The sequence below is a fragment of the Flavobacterium selenitireducens genome (assembly GCF_014748335.1).
Lineage (GTDB): Bacteria > Bacteroidota > Bacteroidia > Flavobacteriales > Flavobacteriaceae > Flavobacterium > Flavobacterium selenitireducens.
On the sequence record NZ_JAAVIY010000001.1, the window covers coordinates 79,106 to 105,310 of the forward strand.

18 protein-coding genes and 3 tRNA genes are annotated in these 26,205 nt (G+C 48.4%); 8 read left to right on the top strand and 13 right to left on the bottom strand.

Annotated features, from left to right (window positions below; all coding sequences use genetic code 11):
- Positions 1–183: 183 nt before the first annotated feature.
- Both HC229_RS00340 and HC229_RS00345 read right to left on the bottom strand, forming a co-directional pair.
- The gene (locus HC229_RS00340) at positions 184–1,362 is read right to left on the bottom strand and encodes an acetyl-CoA C-acyltransferase (protein WP_191018451.1); all 1,179 of its coding nucleotides are present in this window, start codon (positions 1,360–1,362) and stop codon (positions 184–186) included.
- Between the two features lie 575 nt (positions 1,363–1,937).
- Positions 1,938–2,011, bottom strand: a tRNA-Arg gene (locus tag HC229_RS00345).
- Positions 2,012–2,295: 284 nt separating this feature from the next.
- Here HC229_RS00345 and HC229_RS00350 point away from each other — a divergent pair.
- Positions 2,296–4,458, top strand: coding sequence for a hypothetical protein (locus HC229_RS00350; protein ID WP_191018452.1), 2,163 nt, complete (start codon positions 2,296–2,298; stop codon positions 4,456–4,458).
- Between the two features lie 604 nt (positions 4,459–5,062).
- Here the strand turns inward: HC229_RS00350 and HC229_RS00355 are convergent.
- Positions 5,063–5,137 (bottom strand) — tRNA-Pro (locus HC229_RS00355).
- Positions 5,138–5,189: 52 nt separating this feature from the next.
- Positions 5,190–5,273: transfer RNA gene (locus HC229_RS00360), tRNA-Ser, on the bottom strand.
- A gap of 193 nt (positions 5,274–5,466) precedes the next feature.
- On the opposite strand from HC229_RS00360, the gene HC229_RS00365 reads away from it, so the two are divergent.
- Positions 5,467–6,198 carry a M15 family metallopeptidase gene (locus HC229_RS00365; RefSeq protein ID WP_191018453.1) on the top strand — a complete coding sequence of 244 codons (732 nt, stop codon included), beginning with the start codon at positions 5,467–5,469 and terminating at the stop codon, positions 6,196–6,198.
- On the opposite strand, the gene HC229_RS00370 is transcribed toward HC229_RS00365, so the two are convergent.
- From HC229_RS00370 to tsaD, 7 genes are all read right to left on the bottom strand, one after another.
- A complete protein-coding gene (locus tag HC229_RS00370) occupies positions 6,191–6,760 on the bottom strand; it encodes a hypothetical protein (RefSeq protein ID WP_191018454.1) in 570 nt (189 codons plus the stop codon). The genes HC229_RS00365 and HC229_RS00370 overlap by 8 nt on opposite strands.
- Complete coding sequence (locus HC229_RS00375) at positions 6,761–7,942, bottom strand: THUMP-like domain-containing protein (protein WP_191018455.1); 1,182 nt, start codon at positions 7,940–7,942, stop codon at positions 6,761–6,763.
- A gap of 2 nt (positions 7,943–7,944) precedes the next feature.
- Positions 7,945–9,033, bottom strand: coding sequence for an AI-2E family transporter (locus tag HC229_RS00380; protein WP_191018456.1), 1,089 nt, complete (start codon positions 9,031–9,033; stop codon positions 7,945–7,947).
- A gap of 2 nt (positions 9,034–9,035) precedes the next feature.
- Entirely contained in the window at positions 9,036–9,677 is a 642-nt protein-coding gene (locus HC229_RS00385) for a DUF4159 domain-containing protein (protein WP_191019065.1), read from the bottom strand.
- Between the two features lie 146 nt (positions 9,678–9,823).
- Entirely contained in the window at positions 9,824–10,846 is a 1,023-nt protein-coding gene (locus tag HC229_RS00390; RefSeq protein ID WP_191018457.1) for an alpha/beta fold hydrolase, read from the bottom strand.
- Between the two features lie 4 nt (positions 10,847–10,850).
- Positions 10,851–11,555, bottom strand: coding sequence for a 16S rRNA (uracil(1498)-N(3))-methyltransferase (locus HC229_RS00395; protein WP_191018458.1), 705 nt, complete (start codon positions 11,553–11,555; stop codon positions 10,851–10,853).
- The gene (gene tsaD / locus HC229_RS00400) at positions 11,555–12,577 is read right to left on the bottom strand and encodes a tRNA (adenosine(37)-N6)-threonylcarbamoyltransferase complex transferase subunit TsaD (protein ID WP_191018459.1); all 1,023 of its coding nucleotides are present in this window, start codon (positions 12,575–12,577) and stop codon (positions 11,555–11,557) included. The genes HC229_RS00395 and tsaD overlap by 1 nt, the downstream gene beginning before the upstream one ends.
- A gap of 188 nt (positions 12,578–12,765) precedes the next feature.
- On the opposite strand from tsaD, the gene HC229_RS00405 reads away from it, so the two are divergent.
- From HC229_RS00405 to HC229_RS00420, 4 genes are all read left to right on the top strand, one after another.
- Positions 12,766–17,220, top strand: a complete 4,455-nt coding sequence (locus HC229_RS00405; protein ID WP_223845479.1) for a translocation/assembly module TamB domain-containing protein — start codon at positions 12,766–12,768, stop codon at positions 17,218–17,220.
- Positions 17,221–17,425: 205 nt separating this feature from the next.
- Positions 17,426–18,412 (top strand): 6-phosphofructokinase, encoded by a 987-nt coding sequence (pfkA, locus tag HC229_RS00410; protein WP_191018460.1) that lies wholly within the window; start codon positions 17,426–17,428, stop codon positions 18,410–18,412.
- 99 nt (positions 18,413–18,511) lie between these two features.
- Complete coding sequence (gap, locus tag HC229_RS00415; protein ID WP_191018461.1) at positions 18,512–19,516, top strand: type I glyceraldehyde-3-phosphate dehydrogenase; 1,005 nt, start codon at positions 18,512–18,514, stop codon at positions 19,514–19,516.
- Positions 19,517–19,719: 203 nt separating this feature from the next.
- The gene (locus HC229_RS00420) at positions 19,720–20,568 is read left to right on the top strand and encodes an N-acetylglucosamine kinase (protein ID WP_191018462.1); all 849 of its coding nucleotides are present in this window, start codon (positions 19,720–19,722) and stop codon (positions 20,566–20,568) included.
- A 143-nt stretch (positions 20,569–20,711) separates the two neighbouring features.
- Here HC229_RS00420 and HC229_RS00425 read toward each other — a convergent pair whose 3' ends face one another.
- Together HC229_RS00425 and HC229_RS00430 are read right to left on the bottom strand one after the other, a co-directional pair.
- Complete coding sequence (locus tag HC229_RS00425) at positions 20,712–21,101, bottom strand: RidA family protein (protein WP_191018463.1); 390 nt, start codon at positions 21,099–21,101, stop codon at positions 20,712–20,714.
- A gap of 124 nt (positions 21,102–21,225) precedes the next feature.
- Positions 21,226–23,904, bottom strand: coding sequence for a putative LPS assembly protein LptD (locus HC229_RS00430; protein WP_191018464.1), 2,679 nt, complete (start codon positions 23,902–23,904; stop codon positions 21,226–21,228).
- Positions 23,905–24,035: 131 nt separating this feature from the next.
- On the opposite strand from HC229_RS00430, the gene HC229_RS00435 reads away from it, so the two are divergent.
- Both HC229_RS00435 and HC229_RS00440 read left to right on the top strand, forming a co-directional pair.
- The gene (locus HC229_RS00435; RefSeq protein ID WP_191018465.1) at positions 24,036–25,190 is read left to right on the top strand and encodes an N-acetylmuramoyl-L-alanine amidase family protein; all 1,155 of its coding nucleotides are present in this window, start codon (positions 24,036–24,038) and stop codon (positions 25,188–25,190) included.
- A 49-nt stretch (positions 25,191–25,239) separates the two neighbouring features.
- Positions 25,240–26,202, top strand: a complete 963-nt coding sequence (locus HC229_RS00440) for an MlaD family protein (protein WP_191018466.1) — start codon at positions 25,240–25,242, stop codon at positions 26,200–26,202.
- Positions 26,203–26,205 lie beyond the last annotated feature (3 nt).

Here is a 26,205-nt window from a genome sequence, read left to right on the forward strand (position 1 = left end):
TCTGCACTTCAAGTTTCTTAAAAAAATGTGGTTTTACGACAGTCGTCTCCGGCTTCCTTTGGTCGCCGTCATCGCCTGGTAAAACCAACATTTTTTTTCTCAAAAGCTTTTCGCTGCGATCCGGGCTAGGTTTCGCGTCAAAAATACGAACTCGTTTCTATACTAAAAAACGAATCACGCCATTTACGCTTTTTCCAGGACGATAGCCGATGCGCCGCCGCCCCCGTTGCAAATCGCAGCCGCCCCGATTTTCCCGTTATTTTGTTCCAGCACATTCAAAAGCGTCACGATGATGCGCGCCCCTGAAGCGCCAAGCGGATGTCCAAGGGAAACCGCGCCTCCGTTCACATTTACTTTATCGGCGTCCAAACCAAGTATTTTGGAGTTGGCCAATCCAACAACCGAAAACGCTTCGTTGAATTCAAAGAAATCCACGTCGTCTTTAGTGATGCCGGCTTTTTCCAACGCTTTCGGAAGCGCTTTGGCCGGAGCCGTCGTAAACCATTTCGGTTCTTGTTCCGCGTCTGCATAACCTCTGATGTAAGCAAGCGGTTTCAATCCCAGTTCGATGGCTTTTTCCTCGCTCATCAGCACCAATGCCGCGGCTCCGTCGTTGATCGTCGAAGCATTGGCGGCCGTGACCGTCCCATCTTTTGTAAACGCCGGATTCAGCGCCGGTATCTTGTCCAACTTTACGTTGGTGTATTCTTCGTCTTTGGCCACAACGATCGGTTCTCCACGTCGTTGCGGTACGGAAACCGCCACGATTTCATTGTCAAATTTCCCGGCGTCCCACGCTTTTGCCGAACGCTCGTAAGACTGTATCGCAAAAGCGTCCTGGTCTTCGCGTGAAAAGTTGTATTCCTTTGCGCAATCGTCAGCGAAGACACCCATGGCGTTGTTGTCGTAAGCATCGCTGAGGCCATCGCGCTGCAATCCGTCTACGAGATTCGCTCCACCGAACTTCACGCCGTTTCTCATCTGTACGTAATGCGGGATCGAGCTCATGTTTTCCATTCCTCCGGCCACGACGATCTCGGCATCGCCGAGTTGAATGGCCTGAGCGCCTTGCATCACGGCTTTCATACCGGAAGCGCATACTTTATTTACGGTAGTTGTGATGACGGAATTGGGCAGTCCTGCGCCCAAAGCAGCCTGTCGGGCAGGAGCTTGTCCAACGCCGGCCTGTACGACGTTGCCCATCAGGACTTCGTCTACCATCTCGGGTTTCAGGTTGATTTTTTCCAAAGCGCCTTTAATGGCCGCTGCTCCCAATTGTGGGGCCGCAACCGACGACAAGGCGCCCATAAAACTTCCTATCGGCGTTCTCACTGCCGATACGATAACTACTTTCTTGTTCATGCGTTATATTGTTTTTCGGGATTCACGAATTTGATTTTCATGAATGGTTTTGGTTTGTATGGACGCGAATTTAGCAAATTTTCAAAAAACTTGGTCGTGTTTTATGGTTCTGTTAATAGGTTGCATAGAAAATGCTTGGTTTCTGATTTTACTGCTTGCGCAATTGTAGAAACCAAGGGGCGTTCGGAGCGAAATGATATTGAAAGGCGGGGCGGTGTTCTGTTAAGTTGATTTGGGAATCGCGTTACGCGGTATTTGATTCTTTGGGTTGGGAATCCCGCTATGCGGTATCTTGGTTTGGTGCTACGCTACGCGGTATCGATTTGATGGTTTGGCACGATGCGAATCCCGCTGTGCGGTATTCTTTGGCGTTGAGCCGCGAGGAATCCTCGAATGTGCGGAAACCGCTGCGCAGTATTCTTTAGCGGGCGCTTTTGGGGACATTTTCGGTGTAAGGATCACGAGGATTCCGCTGCGCGGCATCCTTCAGAGCTCCGCTCTGAGAATGCGAGAACCAAACAAAAAAAGCCTCGAGCGAGCTCGGGCTTTTTTTGTTTGGTTCTTGCATTCATTCGTGATCGCAGAAGGATTCGAACCTTCGACCGCCTGCTTAGAAGGCAGGTGCTCTATCCAGCTGAGCTATGCGACCTTTTTAACGGCTGCAAATATAGGTTGGTTTGTCGAGTTAAGCAATACCAGCGCGCAATAATTTCATGAATGTGGGATGCTGGCGCGTAAAAAACTGTAAATCAACGGCCATTTTAGTTCTGAGCTGAAGTATTAATCGGATACATGGGAAAATAACGCGTGTCGCGGGACACTTTTCGGTTATCGATTTTTGAATACCTGTTTAAAACAGTAAGTTTGTCAGCTAGCGACAAAAGCCTGCTCCTGATCGCAACCGACCAATACAAATCAAAAAGAATTTTTCTCATGAGTCCCAAAATTGCTTCGTTATTTACCGCATTTGCCTGTTTGTTTATCCTTTCAGGGTTCGCACCCTTATCCGACGAAAAAAAACAAGGCGGCGGCAAAAAGGGTGAAATTGTCTACGACAGCAAAAAACACAGCATAACCCTATCGTGGCCGGCTTTCGGCTCGTCCGGAAATTACGTGATCACAAGGGGAGGGAGCCGTCTCGCTACCGATTTTGTATCGGTCGGATCGACTCCAAAACGGGCGTTCACAGATCGGAAACCCAATAAAGATAAGTATGAGAATTACTATAAAATTACCCGAAATGGCAAGACCATCCTGCTTTCGCTCGAAAATCAGATTTTTGGCGACAACATGTATTTTTATGACAGGAAATACGAGACAGCACAAGCGGTAAGAGGCGAGATTAATTCACACTTCGACTCTACCGGTCTGGGTGGCCCGAAAGGCGAGTGGAGCACCAAGCGACAGGCGTATTACCTCAAGCCGAACGTCAACGGACAAACATATGACGCCGGCGGATCGGGATCGGCCTCATCAGCCTCCGCGAACGCCATTGAGCTAGGATTTTACTCTCATATCGGAGGGCTTGGGAAAGTTCCATCGGCAGTCAAACTAGGGGCGATATTTACCAGGCCGCATCTTTCCGGAGGCGCAAACGCTACGTGCACGTTTTGGCGATCCGTCGAAAATGTAACGGTGATGCGGGATTTTGCGTGGACCGTTTCCCAATCGACAAGCGCAAGGAGAATGCTTATCGAAAGCACATCCAAGTATATTTCAGATGTCGGGAACACTAATTTTTGGGGCAGCGGCGGCTTTATTGCCGACACACATTATACGACGACGCGTCCCAACTGGGGCGGACAGCAGCAGTGGTATACTCGCAATACTGTCTTTCCGTCCGGTTCCGAGGCGATGGGCGGTTCTTACAACATGGTTTGGCAAGGGTGCGTCAATCCGCCTGCGTCCGATGTGACCAACACGCCGATCGCGACGACTCCAATCATCCGGGAAAAACCATTCCTCTTTATCGATGACGACGGGCAGTACAAGGTTTTCGTCCCTTCCTGGCAAAAAAACAGGGTAGGAACCTCCTGGTCGTCCGACGATATGGGTGAGGGCCAAATACAGGACCTGCTCACCGGCTGGTATGTGGCAAAGCAAGGCGATACAGACATGGAGATCAACAGCGCACTGAAATCCGGCAAGAACATATTCTTTACACCGGGACATTACGCATTGGATGCTCCCATCCAGGTCAACCGCAAAGGGGCGATACTTTTAGGCGCAGGCATTGCTTCGGTCACGCTCGAACCTACTGTCAAAAATACCTGGGGATGCATTTATGCCGACGACAAAGACGGCATCATCGTCGCCGGGCTGCTCATGGATTCATTCAACAGCACGACCTACCAGATAAGGATCGGAAGCGAAGACGCGAAAGGCGATCATTCCGCGGACCCTATTTTTCTTTCAGACATTACGTGTCGCGTAGGAGGTGTGCAGTCAAAAAATATCCAAATCCACGCATCCATGCAAATCAACAGCAACAATGTCGTAGGCGACCACTTTTGGTTGTGGCGTGCCGACCACGGTTCACAACCCGGCGGAAATTTGCGTTGGACACGCGACCGATGCAAAAACGGGCTTGTCGTAACCGGAGATGATGTCACGCTCTATGCTCTTTTTGCCGAGCATTACCAGGAATACGAGGTGCTGTGGATCGGGGAACGCGGCAGGACGTATTTCTTGCAGAACGAACCGCCTTATGACGCCCCGAACCAGGCGAGTTGGAGCAGCCAGGGCGGCAGGGTCGACGGATATGCGGCATTCAAGGTTGCCAATTCGGTAAAGGAACACAACAGCATCGGCTTGGGATCCTACGCTGTTTTTACCGGTACTGATGGCAATGTCAACAAGAAAAATGGCTTTGAGATTCCGAACCGACAAAACGTCAAACTCGAAAAAATGTGCATTACCCGATTCGCCGGTCCTGGAAATATCCAAAATGTAGTCAACGGAACCGGAGGCAGCACGGCAGACGGTGTTAGGCGCGTGGAGCGGTACAATAACGGTGAAGGCGTGCAACCTTACGACGAAGATTTCGTTTTGCCGAATCGTGAGTCATATCCGGCTTACATCAGCATGGAAAAATAAGACAGCAGTTCGTAAACAATCAGACGGTTTCATTTGAAGCCGTTTTTTTTTTGCGGATAATGCTTTGTAATGCGTCAAATTCGAAGTTCGGGAAGTTGTGACAAAATTTCATGAGAAAAAAAATTGCCACAACTTTTGTGACAATTTTAATTTGCGGATGAAATTGACACATGAGGATCATTGACAAAATAGCGGTGGTTCCGAAAGTCTTTGTCAATGCGAAGCGACTAAGGGTTGTCGGCTATTCGTAAATAAATCTATCTTCTCTTTGAACCTTCGACGGATTACGCCGGCGCATGGCCATATGACGTATTTCGGACGATTCTAATATTGCATGGATGTGCTTTTTGCACGATTACGCTTGTGTGTGATCCTGTTTGATTTCCAAATTAACCATCTTCTTTGGAATTCTTCGAGGGATGACGCTGGCGAATGGCCATATGACGTATTTCGGACGAACCCTAATATTGCACGGATATACCTTTTGGCAGGATTACTCTTCACATGATCCTGTTATAGGTCGATTCAACGAGATCCTCTTCTGCGGGCATGTTTTTCGCAAAACAAAAAATCCCTCCGCACAACGTGCAGAAGGATTTCTTTGTCGGGGTGGCAGGATTCGAACCTGCGACCTCCTGGTCCCAAACCAGGCGCGATGACCGGGCTACGCTACACCCCGAAACTCAGTCGCGTTGCCGAAGCATCTAAAGACTGAATCAAAACATTTAAAGCGGAGAGACAGGGACTCGAACCCTGGCGACGATTGCTCGCCGACAGATTAGCAATCTGCTCCGTTACCACTCCGGCACCTCTCCTAAAGCAAAAAACTCGTTGCTTTTTGCGGTTGCAAATGTAAACGTTCAATCCATATTTTACAAAAGTTTGCATTCTTTTTTTAAAACTTTTTGTGATTGCAATCAAAAGTTGTTAAGCATCAAGGCTTAACACGAAATTTCCGATTTCATAACCTTTGCAATTTTTCCTAACTTAGGCAACAAATCAACGAGAATGCACATTTTTAAGGTTTCTGTAATTTTTATCGCAATTGCTACCGCAGGATGTAAGAGCAGCCGAAGTCAGTCCTTTGAAGGTGTTCAGCCGGAAGGGGATATCATCGCGACGGCCACATTTCCCAAAGTGGCCAAAGCCGAAAAGGTCGTGATTCAACCGCAGGGAATTCCGCCGACGCCGGACAGCACTTTTGTCAGCCTTAGCAATTACAGCGCCGATTTTGTCTACGACATGAAATACGCCACAACCGACAACTTCCTCAAAACCCAAGTCTACAATTGCGGCGAATGTTATTTGCGACATACAACCGCACTGGCGCTTATCGCGGCTCAACGCGACTTTATGTCCGTCGGCTATCGCATCAAGATTTACGATTGTTACCGTCCGTTGGACATACAGAAAAAAATGTGGAAAATCGTGCCCGATGCGAATTACGTCGCCAATCCTGCGAAAGGGTCTGTCCACAATCGGGGCGGGGCCGTGGACATCTCCCTTGTCGATGCAAGCGGTAACGAACTCGACATGGGAACCGCGTTCGACCACTTCGGTCCAGAAGCTGCGATCGACTATAAAAACGCATCGAAAGAAGTACAGGACAATCGGGCGTTACTGCAAACGGTAATGCGAAAACACGGTTTTTCCGTACTTAAATCGGAGTGGTGGCATTTTGATCACGAAGGGGCAACCAAATTCAAAGTATCCAACTTCAAATGGGACTGCCCTAATTGAGGATGCAGTGTAAATTGTCCATAAAATACGTTTCGGGCGTGTAGGTTTTGGCATCCGCTTCAGACACGAACGAGCTTTTCACGATGTAGTCGATAGTTTCGGTCGAGAACCGGATCCGCATCATCGTGATCGGGGAATTTTTAAGTTCCTGGAAACTGTCCCTCATAAATAAGAAAACCGCGGTTTGGATGCGGTTATTCATGCCTTTCTGGTCGCGCACTACCGTTCCGCAGCTGTCGTCGCCTCCGTAAACCATCGTCACGACCTTCCCATTGGCAAGCTGGAAGTAAATGCGCGAATTTTTATCGAGGCAGTTGGCCTTGATGAAATCGTTGCTTTTGGTAATGAAGGTCAGGTTCAAGGTCGGCAGGTCGTCCGTCTTGACAAGTGAAAAGAAAATGTGGGCGCGGCTCGAGCCGAAAATCCGCTCGTGAAACGCATATTCCCTCGTCGACTTGTAAGTTCCGATGCTGTCGGTCACATCGCTGCTGAAATCGCAAGGTTTTTGGGCCGCTGAGGCGAAAACGATCAGATAAAAAGCGAAGGGCAGAAGGCGTTTCATTTATGTGATTTTTCGCGAAAGTAACACAATTTTGTCGTTGTGTCCGACTGTGGTGAAAAAACAATAGCGATCGCCACCGTCCGAAATCTTCCATTTTGAGCGCAATTTTTCTACCGATTCCGGAAAATTCCGAACACTGACATTGGCTTTTTTGCCTTGGAGATGGGCTTTCATGCTCGGTTTATCATACGGCAGGCAGTGCTCTATCTTAAAAATCCGACCCGGAAAGTCCGCAATGAGGTCGTCGGAGGTGTAAAGGTGGGAATTAGGATGGAGTTTTTGGAGGCCGAAACGAGTCCCGACGAGATCGAATGCTCCTGATTTGTAAATCGCGGGATTGGGCTCGTACAAAAATTCAAGCGGCTTGCCAAAATTGCTTTCCGCGTGCTCCGATAACCTGAATTGAAAAGTCTGAGTGCTGTCCTGAAGCAAGTTGGAAGCTGTTATCTCAATCGCCGAATCAAATCCATTTTTCAATACGAAGAGCAATTCCTTGACTTCGTTGGCGACCGACACGATATGGATGTGCTTCACATGTTTGAGTTCCGACAAAGCAGCCGAAATATCGAGCAAAGGTGCCGCCTTGATCAAAATATTGTCGGAATAGGAAAAGTAGAAATCCAATAGTTCCGGCACGTTCGGCAAACAATCGGCCAACATGAAAACTTTGCCCTTGGCATCGTTCCGCCTCGATGGATCGACGTAAATCCAGTCGTAACTGCCGTCGCCCATTCTCAAGATTTCCGTGCTGTTGCCGTTTTTGCAGCTAATATTAGCAACGCCCAAAACCTTGAAATTGTGGGTTGCGATATCCGAAAGGGCACTGTCCAACTCGCAGTGCACGACGTTGGTTACGACTTTCGAAAAATAATAATCATCTACGCCAAAACCTCCCGTGAGGTCGATGAGATTGTCGCCTGAAACCAAATTGGCCTTGTATCGCGCCGTTTTCTCGGACGAGGTCTGTTCTACCGAGACTTTAGACGGGTAGACGATGCCGGTCTTTCCGAACCACGTCGGCAATTTGTCCTTGGATTTCGCGCGGGCCGTGACTTGGTTCAGCAACTGTTTATAATCGATCGTGGGGAACGGGTTTTTGGCAAACGCCAGTTTTTCCGTATTGGCGGATGTGTTCTCAAGAATCCAATTCTGGACATCAGGCTTTGACAATTCCGGGTTCACGGTCAGATTTTTCGCGTCAGCAGTTGCACGATGCGGTTTTCGGGAAAAAATTCTTTTGCGATCACCTTCAGGATCGTGTACATCGGGACGGCGATCACCATGCCCAAAATCCCGAACAGAAAGCCTGCGATAAGGATGACCAGGAAAATTTCGAGCGGGTGCGAATTTACGCTGTTCGAGAAAATCAGTGGGCCCGTGAGATTGTTGTCGATGACCTGGACGACCCAAAATCCGATGAGCACATAAATCGTCGTCGGAAGTATCTCGCTCTGGAAGTCGCTGCCGAGGTTGCTCAGCATCGTCAACAGCGCGGCCAGGATCGATCCGATAAGCGGCCCGACATATGGGATGATGTTGAGGATCGCGCACAAAAAGGCGATGATCAACGCATTCTGCACACCAAAAATCAATAAGACAACCAGGTAGAGCACAAAAATGATCGTCAGCTGTATGACCAGTCCGATAAAATAACGCGACAGCAAATGGTCGATCTTGTCAAGTGAATTCAGGATTTTTTCCTTGTGGTTTTGCGGCAGCAACATTTGGGTGGAATTCGAGAACAACTTTCGGTCTTTCAAGAAGAAAAACGTGATGAACAGCACCGAGGCCAGTCCTACGCCGAAACTACTGATGGTGCCCAGTATGATGTTGAGGAAATTCGGAATGAAATTGAAATTGAGTTTGGACGAAAGGTTCGATTCCTTGAGCAGCCGGTTCGAGTCGATGTTGTGGCTTTCGAGCCAATTGCTGGCCTGTTCGATCAGTTGGGTGATATTCTGTTCGATAGCGGCAGTGTTCAACAACGAGAGATTGTGTCCCTGTGAAGCGATCAACGGTACGAACATCATGATGAATCCGAAGATGAACCCGACAAAAATCAGCAAGGTCGTGATCACGGCAAAGATGTTCTTGAACTTGCACTTGGTTTTGAGGAATTTGACAATCGGCATCCCGATGAGCGTCAGGATCAACGAAACCGCCAGATAGATAATGACCGATTGTATCAGCCACAAAAAATAAAATGCGAGCACGACGGCCACCAATACGGCTACGGCTTTGAGCAGCCCTTTTGCAATTGTATTTGACGTCATACTCATTGGTTGAAAGCGTAATGGATGATATTCGCGCCCATTTTGAGCGCTTTTTCACGAACGTCGACGGGATCGTTGTGTACTTCGGGATCTTCCCATCCGTCGCCGAGATCGGTCTCGAAGGTGTAAAGCAAAGCGAGCCGCCCGTCGATGATGATCCCGAAAGCTTGCGGTCGCTTAGCGTCGTGTTCGTGTATTTTCGGTATGCCCGAGGCGAATGTATTCGGACCCTGGAATATAGGATGGCTGGCCGGCAACTCCACCAAAGGATTGTTCGGGAAAAGCCTTTTGATTTCGCGTCTAGCGTATTCGTCCATACCGTAATTGTCGTCGATGTGCAGGAATCCGCCGCCTTCGAGATAATTGCGCAGGTTTTGGATGTCGTTATCGTTAAAAACCACATTGCCGTGGCCCGTCATGTGCACGAATGGATAGGAGAGCAGGTCCGGACTTGCCGGCTCGACCGTTGCGGGTTTGGGCGTGATACGCGTGTTGAGCGTGCGGTTGCAGAATTTGATGAGATTCGGCAATGCCGTCGGATTCCCGTACCAATCGCCTCCTCCGTTGTATTTGAGCAAGGCGATTTCCTGGGCGTTCGCCACCGTTACAATCAGTAAGGCAAGTCCAAATAACATCTTTTTCATCCAGGCGATCGTATGTATATCCAATGGGAGTGAGTTAAAATTATTGTTGTTTCGGTTACGCTACCCGGCTCGCCTCAATGCGATAGGGCGGTCGGTCCCGAAGCAGTATGAAGGTATCTAAATTATCGTTACGAACAACCATCAACTTAAAAATCATCAGGATTGAATCGGTTCGAATCTACCTGAATAAGGAATTTGCGAACGGCAGCGAAATAGGTTTCCGGATCGTCCCACATTGGGAAGTGCGCGCCTTCAGGACAAAGATACACTGCGGTTTTCGCTTTCATGGTCTTTTTGAGTTGAAAATAACGTTCATCGTGTAGGAAATCGTTTCGCGATCCCAATAAAAGAACCGGTTTCTCTATTTGGCGTAATGCCGACAGATAATCCTGTTTCAAGAAATCGAATTCGTATTTTTCTATGGCCGAATTCTCGATATGCCGCATGCTACGTGCCAACGGCTCCGGAAATTTTCCCGCCTTGGTATAATACATCATACGCCCGAAAATACTGTCGTGGACTTTTCCGAAGCGCTTGGCCAGAGCAGCGTCAGCGATTTTTTGCCGGTTTTTTAATGAGTCGATCCCGATTTGTTTTTCAGCAAATTCCGCTCTTCGCGATGCCCGGTTGAACGCAACGCCATCAAGACTATCCATCAATTTATAAAAATAAGTAGGATCTTGTGTTGAAAAGCCGGGTACATTGGATAAGATTACTCCTTTGAGCTGTCCGGGATATTTTGCCGCATATTTTTGGGCCAGCAATCCGCCCCAGGAATGGCCTAGCAAATAAAAATCCGTCAATCCCAAACCGACGCGCACTTCCTCCACTTCAGTTACGAACCGATCCACGTTCCATATCGCGGCATCATCAGGTTGATCTGAGAAGTAAGCCCCTAGTTGGTCATAAAAATAGACGGTTACATTAGCGCTATTGAGCGCTTCGGGAAAATTTTCAAAATATTCATGTCCATGGCCGGGGCCTCCATGCAGTAACAGGAGTTTGATTTTGCCGTTGCCCCATTTTTGGGTAAACACCTTGTATTTCCCTCCGCAAACCGGTACCATTTTGGTTTGGCTCGCCGCTCTCTTGGCGTGAAAAACGCTGTCCTTTGGCAATTGGGCCGAAAGCATAAGGGAGGTAAACAGCGACAGCAACAAAAGGCGCATCAGGCTATTCGTTAGTGAAAATTACACTGTGGCACGCGACCAACGCCGCGGTTTCCGTGCGCAGTCGTGTCTCCCCTAAAGATACGGGAATAAACGACTTTTCGAAGGCAAGTGCAATCTCTTTTTCGGTAAAATCGCCTTCGGGCCCGATAAGGATCGTGACATCGATGCCTTTCGACAACTCGTTCTTTAGCGACCTCTTTTGGGTTTCCTCGCAATGCGCTATGAATTTTTGTCCGCCGAATTCCATTTTCGTGAATTCCTTAAAACTTTTCGCCTCGTTGAGTTTGGGCAGGAAATATTGGTTGGATTGCTTCATGGCCGACACGACGATTTTCTCAAAACGTTCTATTTTGACCTGGGTACGCTCCGAACGGTCGCAAATCAAAGGCGTGATTTCGCTTACGCCGATTTCGGTCGCCTTTTCGAGAAACCACTCGTAACGGTCGTTCATTTTCGTCGGCGCCACAGCAAGGTGTAGATGGAACGGCAACGGATCGGTTTTTTTCTCGCCCATGATTTTTACCGAGCATTTGCTGTCTGAAGCAAGTGAAATCTCCGTGGTGAAAAGTGAACCCAAACCGTTGGTAACGTATATTTTGTCTCCCGTGGTTTTGCGCAGCACTTTAATAATGTGGCGGCTCTCTTCCTTGTCAAAGACAAAGCTTTGCGTTTGTACGTTTATGTCAGGGTTGTAGAATAATTGCATCAGAATTCGATTCGGGCTTTTGAAACGACGGAAGCATCTTCAAAACTGCCATCGAGAAATTTATGATAACCGGCAATCCCGATCATTGCGGCATTGTCGGTAGTATATTCGAATTTTGGGACAAATGTCTTCCAGCCGAGATCGCGCTCCGCGTCTTTCATCGCCTTCCGGATGCCGGAATTGGCCGAAACGCCGCCTCCGATGGCAACCTGGGTGATTCCGGTTTGAAGCACTGCCGTTTTCATTTTGTCCATCAGGATTTCTATGATCGTATGTTGTATCGATGCGCAAATATCGTCCCGGTTTTCCTCGACGAAATTCGGGTTTTTTGCTTTGTTTTTTTGGATGAAATACAGGATCGCCGTCTTTAGGCCCGAAAAACTGAAATTCAATCCCGGGACTTTTGGCTTGGTGAACCGGAACGCCATCGGATTTCCCTGTTGCGCATATTTGTCGACCAACGGCCCGCCGGGATAGGGAAGCCCGAGGATTTTGGCGCTTTTGTCGAACGCCTCTCCAACCGCGTCATCTGTAGTTTCGCCTATGATTTCCATGTCGAAATAGGAATCGACCCTCACGATCTGGGTATGCCCGCCGGAGATGGTTAAGGCGAGGAACGGAAACCTGGGTTTGTCGAAACCCTCCTCATCGATGAAGTGCGCCAGAATGTGGGCCTGCATATGATTAATGGCGATCAGCGGCACTTCGAGCGCCAATGCAAGTGATTTCGCGAACGAGCTGCCCACGAGAAGCGATCCCATAAGGCCCGGACCTTGGGTGAACGCGATGCAGGACAGTTGGCTGCGGTCGATATTGGCGCGTTTCAGGGCCGTGTCGATCACCGGCACAATGTTCTGTTGATGGGCGCGGGAAGCCAATTCTGGAACAACGCCTCCGTATTCATTGTGGATCGACTGATTGGCCACAACATTCGACAACACCTTGTCGTTATGCAATACGGCTGCTGCCGTGTCGTCGCAGGAGCTTTCTATGGAAAGGATAAAAACATCGTTTTGGCGCATATTGTGGCATTTTTTTTGAGAACTTGTCGCGACTTTTCCAGGTTGGGCAAAAAATCAAATATTTTGCTTCGATTTAGGAAAGATTAAATAAGTTCGATAGTATCTTTGATTGAGAATTCACAGGCAAAATTAAAACATTCGCGGGTATCAAAAAATTTAAAAAAATAGCGATTCGTTCCATCATCGGATTGTTCCTGTTTTTGCTGACGCTCGGCATTTTGCTTTCCCTTCCGCCTGTACAGACCGAAATTGCCCGGTTTGCCACCGAAAAGATCAACAAAGATTTTGGTACCGACATCAAAATCGACAAGATCGCCATCAGTATTTTCGGAGGCGTGAAGCTCAAAACGGTCATCATACGCGATTATCGCAAAGATACGCTGGTCTATGCCAACCGGCTGCATACCAATATTTTAAGTTTCAAGCAACTTTACAATGGCGATTTGATGTTCGGCGACATCCGCGCGGACGGGCTCGTGTTCAACATGAAGACCTACAAAGGCGAGCGCGACACGAATCTCGACCATTTCCTCAAACTTTTCGAGACGCCGGGCCAAAAGCCGTCAGGACGAAAATTCCTCATGAAAGCCGATAATCTTTACGTTTCCAACAGCCGTTTTTTGTTGACCGACGAGAATCGCGCGAATCCAAAAGACCTTGATTTCCGCAGGCTCGATGGCAGGATACGCAACTTTATGGTGCACGGGCCCGAAGTCACGATGGACATTCGCGAGCTGGCGTTTCTCGATCACCGCGGGCTTTACGTAAAGAACCTCACTGCCAGATTCAAATACAACAAAACCAACATCAGCCTTAAAGACCTCGATGTCAACACCGCTCATTCGCTTTTGAAGGGCGACGTTTTGCTGACGTATGTAAAAAAGGATTTCTCGGATTTCAACAACAAGGTTCGGTTCGATATCAACGTGGAACAGGCGACGCTGGCCACAAACGACATCTATTATTTTTACAAGGACATCGGCCGCAACAAGTATTTCAGTCTCAAAGCTCACGTAAGCGGCACGCTCAATAATCTGTATGCCGAGAATCTGAGGCTCAAAGACGAAAAAGGTTCGGAGATCATCGGCGATGTAAGATTCCGGAACCTGTTTGGGAAAACGGGCCAGAACTTCTATATGAACGGCAAATTCGAACGCGTCTATTCCGATTATCAGGAACTTGTGGATCTTTTGCCGAACGTTCTCGGGAAGAAATTGCCGACCTCTCTCAAAAAACTCGGAAAATTCAATATCGTGGGAAATGCCGAGATCACGGCTTCGTCCATACAGACCGAATTGAAGATGTCGACTTCGCTGGGCGATCTCGAGACCGAACTCGTCCTTACCGACATCGACAACATCGACAACGCAAAATACACCGGCCATATCGTGCTGCACGATTTCCAGTTGGGAACCTTTCTTGAAAAACGCGACCTCGGCATCGTCAGCCTTGACGTGGATGTCGATGGGAAAGGCTTCCGACAGGAATTCATGGACACGTCGTTCTCCGGTGACATTTACAAAGTGGGTTACCGCAATTACCTGTATACGAATATTTTGATAAACGGGAATTTCACCAATCCGATATTCGAAGGGCAGGTTTTCGTGAACGACCCGAACCTGTTCATGGATTTCGCAGGAAAAGTGAACTTAAGCCGCAAAGAGATCCAATACGATTTCCACGCCAAGGTCGATTACGCCAACATGGGTAAGATGCGTTGGGTCAAAAACGATTCGATTGCAGTTTTCAAGGGAGACATCAGTACACAGATTTCAGGGAATTCTATAGACGACCTCCAGGGCCGCATCCAAATCAATCAAACTTCTTATCAGAACAAGCGCGATACGTACTATTTTGAAGATTTTACGATAGATGTGAGTTTCGATGCCGACCGCGTGCGGACCGTGGCCATCAACTCTCCCGATATCATCGAAGGAGAAATCGTCGGGAAATATAAATTCGACCAGGTTCCCAAAATGGTAGAGAATTCGCTCGGCAGCCTCTACGCCAATTACACGCCTCATAAGATTGCGAAAGGACAGTTCATGAAGTTCAACTTTTCGATCTACAACAAAGTCCTCGAGATCTTTCTACCGGGCATTTCGATCGGGCCCAACACCCAGGTCGCGGGAAGCATCAATTCGGACAACAACGATTTCAAGTTCCGATTTGATTCGCCTCAGATCGGCGCTTACGAGAATTACTTCGACAACGTCCGCGTCCAGATCGACAACAAGAATCCGCTGTACAACGCCTTTGTCGAAATGGACAGCATACGCACCAAATGGTATAAAGTGGCCGATTTCAGTGCGCTCAACGTCACGGCCCGGGATACGATGTTCGTGCGTACGGAATTCGTCGGAGGCGAAAAAGGGCAGGATTATTACAACCTGAACCTCTATCACACGCTCGATAAGCAGAAAAATGTCGTAGTGGGCTTCGCAAAATCCGAACTTAAATTCAAGGATTATCTTTGGTTTCTCAACGAGAATGACGACCAGGCCAATAAAGTCGTCATCGACCGCACGTTCAGGAACTTCAATTTCGACAATCTCGTGCTTTCCCACGACAACGAGCGCATGAAGATCAACGGTGTGATAAAGGGCGCCAAATACAAAGACCTGACGCTTAATTTCGATCACGTCGACCTGTCCAAGTTCACGCCCGACACGCAGAGTTTCCGCGTCAAGGGAAGTCTTAACGGAACCGTGAGCCTCAAGCAGGAGGGCGATATTTACCAGCCGATGTCGTCCGTTCGCATAGACGACCTGTTCGTCAACGAAACCGAATTGGGCAATCTCGTTCTCGATGTCGATGGAGACGATACCTTCAAGAAATTCTACGTGAATTCGGTACTAGAGAACAAGAATTTTGAATCGTTCCGCGCCGACGGGGAGATCAACGTGGCCGGCGGGCAAACGCTGCTCAACGTCGATTTGCGCTTCAACAAGTTCAACCTTTCGATGCTCAACGCATTGCTCGCGGGCGATGCCATTTCAGATATTAAAGGATTGGCTTCCGGAAACGCCAAGATCGACGGCACTTTCAGCGAGCCCGAGATAAACGGAAGGCTTTACCTCGACGACACTTCTCTCAAAGTTCCGTACCTGAACACCGAATATGAAATGGAAAAGCGATCGGTAGTCGACGTGACCGAAAGCCAGTTCATCATCCGGAACACTTCGATGGTCGACACGAAATACAAGACGGTCGGCTTCCTCGAAGGCAGGATATCGCATAAAAAGTTTGCCGAATGGGAACTCGATCTCAACATTTCGTCCGAGCGATTGTTGGCGCTTGACACACAGGATACCGAAGACGCGGCTTATTACGGAACGGCGTTCATAAACGGAACGGCTTCCATTTCCGGGCCTACGAACGGGCTTTTCATCAAAGTCGAGGCGAAATCCGAACAGGGAACTTCGATAAAGGTCCCGATCAACAACACCGAATCGACGGGATCGCGCAGTTACATCCACTTTTTGAGTCCGAAGGAAAAATACAACCTCGAAAAGGGAATCGTAGAACAGACGCGCAATTACAACGGCCTCGAGCTAGAGTTCGATTTCGATATCACGCCGGAGGCCGAGGTCGAGGTCATCATCGACAAAAACAGCGGCCACAGCATCAAAGGAAAAGGTTTCGGGTCGTTGCTCTTCAAGATCAACACGCTTGGGAAATTCAACATGTGGGGCGATTTCCAGGCATATGAAGGGATTTACAATTTCAAATACGGCGGGCTTATCGACAAGAAGTTCACGCTCAAAAAAGGCGGATCGATCACTTGGGAAGGCGATCCGATGCGGGCCGTCCTGAATATGGAAGCGGTCTACAAAACCTCGGCTAACCCGGCGATTTTGCTGGAGAATCCGTCGGTCAACAGAAAAGTCCCGGTGGAAGTCATAATTGGCGTTCGCGGGAATTTGTCGAATCCTGAACCGGATTTCAACATCAACTTCCCAACAGTGAGTTCGGTACTGAAATCCGAGATACAATACAAGCTCGACGACAAGGATACGCGACAAACGCAGGCGTTGTATCTGCTTTCTTCGGGTACGTTCCTAAGTCCTGAGGGCGTCAATGAATCTGATTTTGCAGGGAATCTTTTCGAGACGGCGAGCGGATTGATAGGCGATATCTTCCAGGATCCGGACTCGAACATAAAAGTGGGAGTGGACTTCCAGGCTGCCGACCGCCGCCCGGGAACCGAAGCCGATGGACGCGTGGGCGTGAACATTTCCACACAAGTTTCGGATCGGATTACGATAAACGGAAAAGTAGGTGTTCCGGTAGGTGGCGTCAATGAATCGGCCATCGTGGGCGACGTCGAGGTGCAATACCGCGTCAACGAGGATGGAACGATGAACCTGCGCGTGTTCAACCGCGAGAACGATATCAACTATATCGGGCAGGGCATCGGCTATACGCAAGGTGTCGGTATTACGTATGAAGTGGATTTCGATACCTTCAAAGAACTCGTGAACCGTCTGTTCAAGACAAAAGTGGATATCGAAAAAGCCGATTCCGAAGTGCCGGATTCCTACATACAGGAAGGCATACAATTCGTCCCTAGGGACAAAAAGAAAAAAAAACCGGTAACTCCAAAACCGAATTCACAGGCGATCCCTTCGCCCGAAGATTGATCTTCTCCCGTCAAGAATGCGGACTCCAATGGTTAGGCGAGCGTTTAATTTAGGGAATTTAAACGAGCTTGTATCTTGATAAATCGGGGCTTTTCTAAAACTTATCAACGAAAACGATTGAAAATCCTTAAAATGCTAAAGTAGTAATAACGGGTCGGCGAAAATGGCACATATTTGCTAAGTTTACATTTTAATACCATAATAAATGTCAAAAACAATAAAACGGATTGGCGTGTTGACTTCGGGTGGAGATGCACCGGGAATGAACGCTGCCATCCGCTCCGTGGTGCGTACCTGCGCCTACCATAACATAGAATGTGTAGGGATTTACAGAGGGTATCAGGGAATGATTGAAGGCGATTTCAAGGAAATGGGTCCTAGGAGCGTCAACAATATCGTCAACAAAGGCGGAACTATCTTAAAGTCGGCGCGTTCAAGGGAATTCATGACGCCGGAAGGGCGACAAAAGGCGTTTGCCAACATCCAAAAAGCCGGGATCGACTCGATCGTGGTAATAGGCGGTGACGGGAGTTTTACCGGTGCCGAGGTTTTCCATTCCGAATTCGGCATCCCAATCATGGGAATTCCGGGAACGATCGACAATGACATTTATGGAACAAGCTTCACATTAGGATACGACACTGCGCTCAATACGGTGGTTGAAGTCATCGATAAGATTCGCGATACGGCCTCTTCCCACAACCGGTTGTTCTTTGTTGAAGTCATGGGCCGCGACGCCGGTCACATTGCGCTCAATGCCGGAATCGGGGCCGGAGCCGAAGAAATCCTGATCCCTGAAGAAAATCTTGGCCTCGACCGCTTGCTGGAATCCCTCAAGAAAAGTAAAGCGTCGGGCAAATCCTCAAGTATCGTCGTGATTGCCGAGGGCGACAGCATAGGCAAGAACGTTTTTGAACTCAAAGATTACGTAGAAGAAAACCTGCCCGAATACGATGTGCGTGTTTCGGTCCTGGGCCACATGCAAAGAGGCGGGGCGCCAACCTGTTTCGACCGCGTACTGGCGAGCCGACTTGGCGTGAAAGCCGTTGAATCGCTTATCGAAGGAAAATCGAATTATATGGTCGGGATCCTGGGTGACAAAATTACCCTTACGCCTATCGAACAGGCCATAAAAGGGAATTCCGAGATCGACCGCGAACTTTTGAAGGTGGCGGATATCATGTCGACGTAAATGTTGTTGAAGTTCAGTGTTTAAAGTTCGCCCAGCCTTAAACTTTGAACTTTTAAACTTTTTTGGAACTCTATATTAAAATCAAATAAAACAAGAAAAATGTCAACAGTTAAATTAGGAATAAACGGTTTCGGACGCATCGGACGCATCGTCTTCCGCGAAAGCATCAACCGCGACAATGTTGAAGTTGTTGCCATCAACGACCTCCTGGACGTCGATCACCTTGCCTACCTTTTGAAGTACGATTCCGTTCACGGACGTTTCAACGGAGATGTGGAAGTAATGGAAGGGAAATTGTACGTCAACGGAAAACACATCCGCACGACGGCCGAAAAAGATCCTGCAACCTTGAAATGGGACGAAGTAGGAGTAGACGTCGTTGCCGAATGCACCGGAATTTTCACCACGATAGAATCGGCTCAGGCGCACATCAAAGGCGGAGCCAAGAAAGTAATCATTTCTGCCCCGTCGGCAGATGCGCCTATGTTCGTAATGGGTGTCAACCATACCGAAGTAAAAGCGACCGATACGGTGATCTCCAACGCTTCGTGTACGACCAACTGCCTTGCGCCACTGGCTAAGGTTATCAACGACAATTTTGGTATTGTCGAAGGTTTGATGACGACGGTTCACGCCTCGACTTCTACGCAAATGGTAGCTGACGGACCTTCGAGAAAGGACTGGAGAGGCGGACGCGCGGCAAGCGTGAACATCATCCCGTCTTCTACAGGTGCCGCAAAAGCGGTCGGAAAAGTGATTCCGGCCCTCAACGGGAAATTGACAGGGATGTCGTTCCGCGTACCGACGATAGACGTTTCGGCGGTAGATTTGACCGTGAGACTTGAAAAAGAAACGACGTATGAAGAAATCATGGCGGTGTTGAAAAAAGCATCGGAAACCGATTACAAGAACATCCTCGGATATACGGAAGACGATGTGGTTTCCCAGGATTTCGTTGGGGATTCGCGCACTTCGATCGTCGATGCGAAGGCCGGTATCGGATTGAACTCCACGTTTTTCAAGATCGTTTCCTGGTATGACAACGAGTACGGCTATTCCAGCAAACTGATCGACCTTGCGGTTCACACGGCAAGCTTGAAATAAATCCTCCATTTGAAAAATCCCGTTGATTACAGGCGGGATTTTTCATTTTTGTTTAAGTTTAAAGTTTAAAGTTTAAAGTTTAAGGTTTAAAGTTTAAGGTTTAAAGTTTACTTTAGATTATTGCCAGACAACCATATAACAAACCAAAGAAGGTTTTGCTTCACAACCTCGAGGCAAAGCTGAATAAACCAACCCTTGACCAAATGAAATTATTAGTAGACAGTGGTTCCACCAAAGCCGACTGGATCGCCATCGACGACGCCGGAAAGGTTTTGTTTACCACACAATCGCTTGGGGTAAATCCCGAAGTGCTCGGCAAGGACGAGGTAATTGCCCGTCTTGACGACCGTTTCGACATTTCCCACAACAAAAAAAGCGTAACGCATCTGTATTTTTACGGTGCGGGCTGCGGAACTGAAAGAATGAGAAGTTTCCTGGCAGCGATCTTCAAGGATTACTTCCCCAACGCGAATATTTCGGTAAACGAAGATACGTATGCCGCAGTTTACGCGACCACGCCCAAAAACGACAAAGCCGTCGTTTGTATTTTAGGGACGGGATCGAACTGCAGCTACTTTGACGGCAAGGAATTGCACCAAAAAGTACAGTCGCTCGGTTACATTGCCATGGATGATTGCAGCGGAAATCGCTTCGGACGCGAATTGATCCGATCGTACTACTTCAACAAAATGCCGAAAAACCTGGCAACGGAGTTTGAAAAAGCCCACAACCTCGACGCCGATGTGATCAAGCACAATCTTTACAAGGAGCCGAATCCGAATGCCTATCTGGCTACGTTTGCAAAATTCCTGATCCAGCACAAGGATGACGCTTTCTGTAAAAAACTCATTTATTCCGCAATGGAGGATTTTGTGGAATTGTATATCAAGCAATATGACGAACATACGTCGGTCCCGGTTCACTTCATCGGATCGATCGCGTTCTATTTAAGAGAAGAATTGAAAGAAGTGCTCGAAAAGCACAACATCAACATCGGAAACGTGTTAAGGCGTCCGATAGACGGGCTGATCGCGTACCACTCACTAAATTGAGTGTTTCGGGAAAGGAGTTCGCGGGACTTGTCGCAAAAAAAAACCATCCGGTATTTGGATGGTTTTTTTTGTTTAAGGTTTAAAGTTTAAAGTTTAAAGTTTAAAGTTTAAAGTTTGAGGTCAACAGTTTAAAGTTTGAGGTTTCACTCGGCCATCTTCCTGGCCATCATCGAAATCTCTACCGTCACGCCCTTCGGCAAACCCGCAACCTGGACGGTTTCACGAGCGGGAGCGGTCTGCTCGTTGAGATAACTCCCGTACACTTCGTTGATCTTGGCAAAGTCATTCATGTCCATGATAAAAATGGTGGTCTTGACCACGTCGTCGAAGGTCATGTCTGCAGCTTCAAGCACGGCTTTGAGATTGTCCATGACTTGCCGGGTTTCGTTCCCGACATCGCCTAAAACAAGTTCCCCGCTTGCCGGATCGATGGCAATCTGACCCGAGGTGTAAAGCGTATCGCCAAACTGGACTGCCTGGCTGTACGGTCCGATCGGAGCCGGAGCCTTGTCGGTATAAATGATTTTTTTCATGTTATCTGGTTTAAGGAAAATCCAATGTCTGCTACGCTATCCGCGAATTTGCTAACTAATTCATTCGCCAATTCGCTAATTGATCCATTCGCTAATTCGCTAATTGATTCATTCGCTAATTATCCTATCGATTCGGCAAACTTCTCTTATCGTATTTGATGTCCTGCAAGATGCTCGACTTGATTCCGATAAAAAAGTTCCAGTAGGTATTTTGTCCGAAAGGCACCCAGCTGAAGTCCATTTTCCAGCTCAGCAAGTCGCGTGAAAAGCGCAATTGGGTAAAAGTGAAGCCTTGCTGGACAAAATCGTATCCGGTGGAGACGCCCACTTTCCACATGGGCGTAATGTCGGTATTGGCCGATACCATAAGGGAATTCCCGGCGATTTCCTTCTCGCGCCTGTTGTTCGAATACGTCAGGGAATAGGCGAGGGTCATGTCCCAGGGAATGTCGAGCTTGAAAAAATCCTTGATGTCGGCCGCTTCATCATCTTCGTCGTCGTCCTGCCTCGGATCGCTCGGGTCGAGGTTGGAACCGAAAAGGTCATCTTCGCGTCCTCCGTTGCGAACGCCTTGTGAGTCGGGGCTTTTCTTGTTTGCCGCGTCGTTTCCGTCCGTACTTGCCAACGAATATCCCACGGTAAGATTGGCGTTTGTGAAACGAAACAAACTTCCGCCATTGTCGATGTTGAACTTGTTTATCGTGCGGCCCGTGTTGTCGATAGCGTATGGATTCAGCGTCGCCCCGAAGTTCACGTTCATCTTCTCGAAAAGCGTCGTTCCGCCCGTGATCCGCAAAGGCGACCACTTGAGGGAATCGGCTGCTATATTGTAGGACGTGCTGAAATTCAGGTTGTTGAGCAGCATCAGCTTTTTGGGTTCGGTCTTCGTCGTGTCCCTGTCGGTCATTTTGGCCTCGAAAGTATTGCTCAAACTGAACCCGACGCTGTTGGAAATGTTTTTCCCGGGCGATCCAAAAATTCCGTTCTCGAACCGGGTGTATTCCTTGATGATGGTTTCGGCGGTGACGCGCGTTTCGTAAGTGTCGTAATATTGGTCGAAACTAGGAGTGTAGCTATAGGAAACCGAGGGGCGCATTACGTGGCGTATGGCTTGTATCCTGCTTTTCTCCCCGAATTGGTAGGTTCCGTAAATCGTCGTTCCCAATGACGTCCCGAAGTTATAAGTCCTGAACGAATCGAAACCGTTCACGTTGATCGTCGTGTCGCGGGCGCGCTGTTCGTCATAGCGTCTTTCTATCGTTTTGAAATACCATACTTCATTGTAATTGAATGAAGTGGACGCGCTGAAATATTTGAATATCTTGAAGTTCGTCGACACGGGAATTGTGTGCTGGAACCCGGTTCTGGCGTCCTTGAACATTTCAGGCTTGAAAAACAACGAATCGAACGTCTGGTAACGGTTTTCGCCTTTCAAGCTATACTGGACATTGAGGTTCTTGATAAATCCTTTTTTGGATCCGTCTGCGGGAGCGAACGGGAAAATCCGGTCAACGTTCAATTGTAGCGTCGGCAAGGTCATGCTGATGGCCTTGGTTTCGGTATTTTGCTGATGGCTCGCCGTGACCGACAAATTGACCTGGGGAACCGTCTGGAAGGTCTTTGAATAGGAAATCGACGAACTCAGGGTGTTGTTCAGCGACGAACCTACGTTTACCTGGTTGACGGACTGTCGGAAATACTGGCTGCTACCCAGGTTGACCGAGGCCGAGAACCTTGAGTTCACGTTTGCTTTCGGATCCTGCGAATGCGACCATTGGATGTTGTAGATGCGCTGTTTGGCATAGTCGGGATAGCCGCGTTCGCCATTGATCAGGTTTTCAAACCGCACGTTGAGATTTCCGGAGAAGTTATAGCGCGAGGCGTAACGCGACTCGAATCGCATCGCATAACTGCCGTTGGTGTAGTAATCGCCTGTCACGGCAAGGTCGTAATTGTCTGAAAGCGCGAAATAATATCCGATGTTCTGAAGGAAAAATCCTCTGTTGTTGCTTTCCCCATACGAAGGTATCAGGATCCCGGACTGCGCTTTGTCCGTCATCGGAAAGAACGCGAACGGCAGGTAAATCGGAGTAGGAACATCGGCGATGACCATGTTGGTTCCGCCAACCACGACTTTTTTTCCAGGGACGAACTTGGCTTTCTGGGTAAAGAAATAATATTCAGGGTTGTCGACGTCTTTCGAGGTAGTGAAACGGGCCGATTTCATATAGTAGACCGAGTCGTTTTCGCGTTTGACGATGTCAGCCTTGATGCGGAACTCGCTCTGTTCGGTTCGTGAATTCCAGATCAGCGCCTTTTTGGTCTTGGTATTGAATCGGATCGAATCCGGCTCCACGACGTTCTGCCCTTGCTTGAAAATAGGACGCTGCGTCAACGCTCCGGTTGAATCCTTGATACGCCCGGCATAAATTTCGTCCTTTCCGTAATCGAGCACGATAATGCCGGATTTGAGTTCGATGTCCTGGTAGTATACTTCGGCTTCGTTGAATAGGGTAAGCTGGCTGGTCTTTTGGTTAAAGCGTTCGTAGTCCTTGGCCTTTCGGCGGATCTGGCTTTCCAAAAGTGGTTTTTTAGGCTTTACGGAATCCTGGACGATCGGAACTGCAATTTTTGTGGTGTCGGTTGCGTTAACAATTGAAGAATCCACTGGCTTGGCAGGTGGAGCCTGTAAAAGCGGCGGGATTTTTGTGGTTTGGTTTTTCAGCTCCTGAGAGTAGCATTTTGAGGCTCCGACTGTTAGCAAGATTGCTGATAAAACGATATGGAATAAGTTTGCCCGCAACGCTATTAATGCTACTTTTGTGAAAATTATGGCTTAATTTGAAGCGCCAAACTTACATATAATTTTCCGTCAAAAATAAATAAATAATGACTTTGGCCTCGTGCATTTCATTAAAATTAACTTTTGGATTTATGGGAATTTCCAATACGCGTAAAGCGTCTCTTTTACTGACTTTCTTTTTTTGTGTGGCGGGCAATTCCGTGCTCGCCCAAAAGTTTAAGGTAACGCTCGATGCCGGTCACGGCGGAAAAGATTTTGGAGCGGTCTACCACGGCCATATCGAGAAGAACATTGCGCTGGGCGTCGTCCAGAAAGTGGGTAAGATACTCGAAGGCACACCGGGATTCGATGTGGTGTACACGCGCAAATCGGACGTTTTCATCGAACTCGTCGAGCGCGCCAACATCGCCAACCGCGCAGATTCCCACATTTTCGTCTCGATCCATTGCAACGCCAATAAAAACACGGCGGCAGAAGGAACCGAAACCTACGTGATGGGTATGAACAAGAACGCGTCCAACCTCGAAGCGGCCAAACGCGAAAACTCCGTAATCACGCTCGAGAAAGATTACAAGCAAAAGTACGAGGGCTATGATCCGTCGTCTCCCGAAACGATGATAGGCGTGGAGCTGATGCAGGAAGAATTCCTTGACAACAGTATTTCTCTTGCCAGTAAAATCCAGGACATGTTCGTGCGCTCGCTCGGCAAAAAAAGCCGTGGCGTGAAACAGGCGCCGTTCATGGTGCTTCACAAAGCGTACATGCCGCGCGTCCTCATTGAAATGGGCTTCATTTCCAATCCAAAAGACGGAGCTTTCCTCGATTCGGAGGACGGGCAGGACGAAATGGCCAAGGCGATTGCCAATGCGATCATCGGCTACAAAAAGGAATATTTCGGTTCGGGCAACTACGATCCGGCGAACGAACGTCCGTCACAACGCATAACCGATACTCCTGTTGCGGAAACTCCGGCTCCCGTTGCTGCGCCGGAGCGTACGACGGCTCAAACGCCATTCGAGAGCGATGCTTCAGGGATTGTTTTTAAAGTCCAGATTTCGGCCAGCGGCAACAAACTGGCCACTACGCCCAGCAACTTCAAGGGCCTTAGCGGCGTTTCAGTACAGTCCGACGGAAAACTCTTCAAGTACTTTTACGGAGAGACTCCGGATTACCAAACGGCCCGCCAAAAACTCTCCGAAGCCAAAACCAAGGGATTCCCTTCGGCTTACGTCGTAGCATTCCGCAACGGCCAACGCATCAGTCTCGACGAAGCGCTTAAAAAATAGCACAAGCTTTTCGGATAATTGTCTTACTTTTGTTCAAAACAGCAAAGCTTTGAAAATTACAAAGGAAATCAAGACGGCCATTCTGGTGATCGCTTCTATTTTATTGTTCATCTGGGGTTACAGTTTCCTGAAAGGTACCGACATCCTTAGCAGCGACAAGACGTTTTATGTGGAATATGCCAACGTCGAAGGGCTTCCTCCTTCGGCTCCGGTAACCGTCAACGGCTTCGTCATCGGGCACGTCAAAAAAATATCGCTCAACAACAGGACGGGAAAACTGTTGGTCGAACTCCAGATTACCAACGAAGATTTTCCGATCGCCAAATCGAGCGTCGTCAATATTTACGAGCCTGGCGTCATCGCGGGCAAACAACTCCAAATCGTCCCCAACCTCCAGGACACTCAGGTCGCGCAGTCCGGAGACACCTTGAGAGGAGCGAATGTTCCGGGCCTTACCGCGTTACTTGGTGAAAAACTGGAGCCGATACAGCAAAAGCTCGACAAGGTGTTGTCCGAACTTACCGTGACGATCACGAGCGTGAACAACATCCTCGACAAGAAAAGCCAGGAAAACCTCAAAGGAACCATCGCCGAACTCAATGCGACGATGACCCAATTCCACAAGGCGTCCAACAGTCTTAACGGCATTCTCGATACTAACAAAGGCAAGATCGACAACGTGGTTTCGAATTTCGAAAAAGTGTCGTCGGATTTCAACAAAATCTCATCTGATCTCGAAAAAGCCGAACTCGACAAAGCCGTGGAAAGTCTCAAGGGCACGTTGGCGAAAGTCGACAACCTGATGGCCAACATCGATTCCGGAAAAGGCACGATGGGCAAACTCGTCAATGACGACGCGCTTTACGACAACCTGTCCAAAACCTCACGAGAGCTCGAATTGCTGCTTCAGGACGTGCGACTCAATCCTACGCGTTACATCAACGTCTCGCTTTTTGGAAAGAAGAACAAGCCATACGTCGCTCCTAAAGTCCAGGATAGTATTCCAAAATAATTA

Excerpts from the sequence above, each read along its gene's own strand:
- HC229_RS00385 (WP_191019065.1), bottom strand. The coding sequence starts at position 9,677 with ATGAAAAAGATGTTATTTGGACTTGCCTTACTGATTGTAACGGTGGCG.
- HC229_RS00435 (WP_191018465.1), top strand. The coding sequence starts at position 24,036 with ATGGGAATTTCCAATACGCGTAAAGCGTCTCTTTTACTGACTTTCTTT.
- HC229_RS00420 (WP_191018462.1), top strand. The coding sequence starts at position 19,720 with ATGAAATTATTAGTAGACAGTGGTTCCACCAAAGCCGACTGGATCGCC.
- pfkA (WP_191018460.1), top strand. The coding sequence starts at position 17,426 with ATGTCAAAAACAATAAAACGGATTGGCGTGTTGACTTCGGGTGGAGAT.
- HC229_RS00340 (WP_191018451.1), bottom strand. The coding sequence starts at position 1,362 with ATGAACAAGAAAGTAGTTATCGTATCGGCAGTGAGAACGCCGATAGGA.
- HC229_RS00390 (WP_191018457.1), bottom strand. The coding sequence starts at position 10,846 with ATGCGCCTTTTGTTGCTGTCGCTGTTTACCTCCCTTATGCTTTCGGCC.
- HC229_RS00395 (WP_191018458.1), bottom strand. The coding sequence starts at position 11,555 with ATGCAATTATTCTACAACCCTGACATAAACGTACAAACGCAAAGCTTT.
- HC229_RS00365 (WP_191018453.1), top strand. The coding sequence starts at position 5,467 with ATGCACATTTTTAAGGTTTCTGTAATTTTTATCGCAATTGCTACCGCA.
- tsaD (WP_191018459.1), bottom strand. The coding sequence starts at position 12,577 with ATGCGCCAAAACGATGTTTTTATCCTTTCCATAGAAAGCTCCTGCGAC.
- HC229_RS00350 (WP_191018452.1), top strand. The coding sequence starts at position 2,296 with ATGAGTCCCAAAATTGCTTCGTTATTTACCGCATTTGCCTGTTTGTTT.
- gap (WP_191018461.1), top strand. The coding sequence starts at position 18,512 with ATGTCAACAGTTAAATTAGGAATAAACGGTTTCGGACGCATCGGACGC.
- HC229_RS00425 (WP_191018463.1), bottom strand. The coding sequence starts at position 21,101 with ATGAAAAAAATCATTTATACCGACAAGGCTCCGGCTCCGATCGGACCG.
- HC229_RS00370 (WP_191018454.1), bottom strand. The coding sequence starts at position 6,760 with ATGAAACGCCTTCTGCCCTTCGCTTTTTATCTGATCGTTTTCGCCTCA.
- HC229_RS00380 (WP_191018456.1), bottom strand. The coding sequence starts at position 9,033 with ATGACGTCAAATACAATTGCAAAAGGGCTGCTCAAAGCCGTAGCCGTA.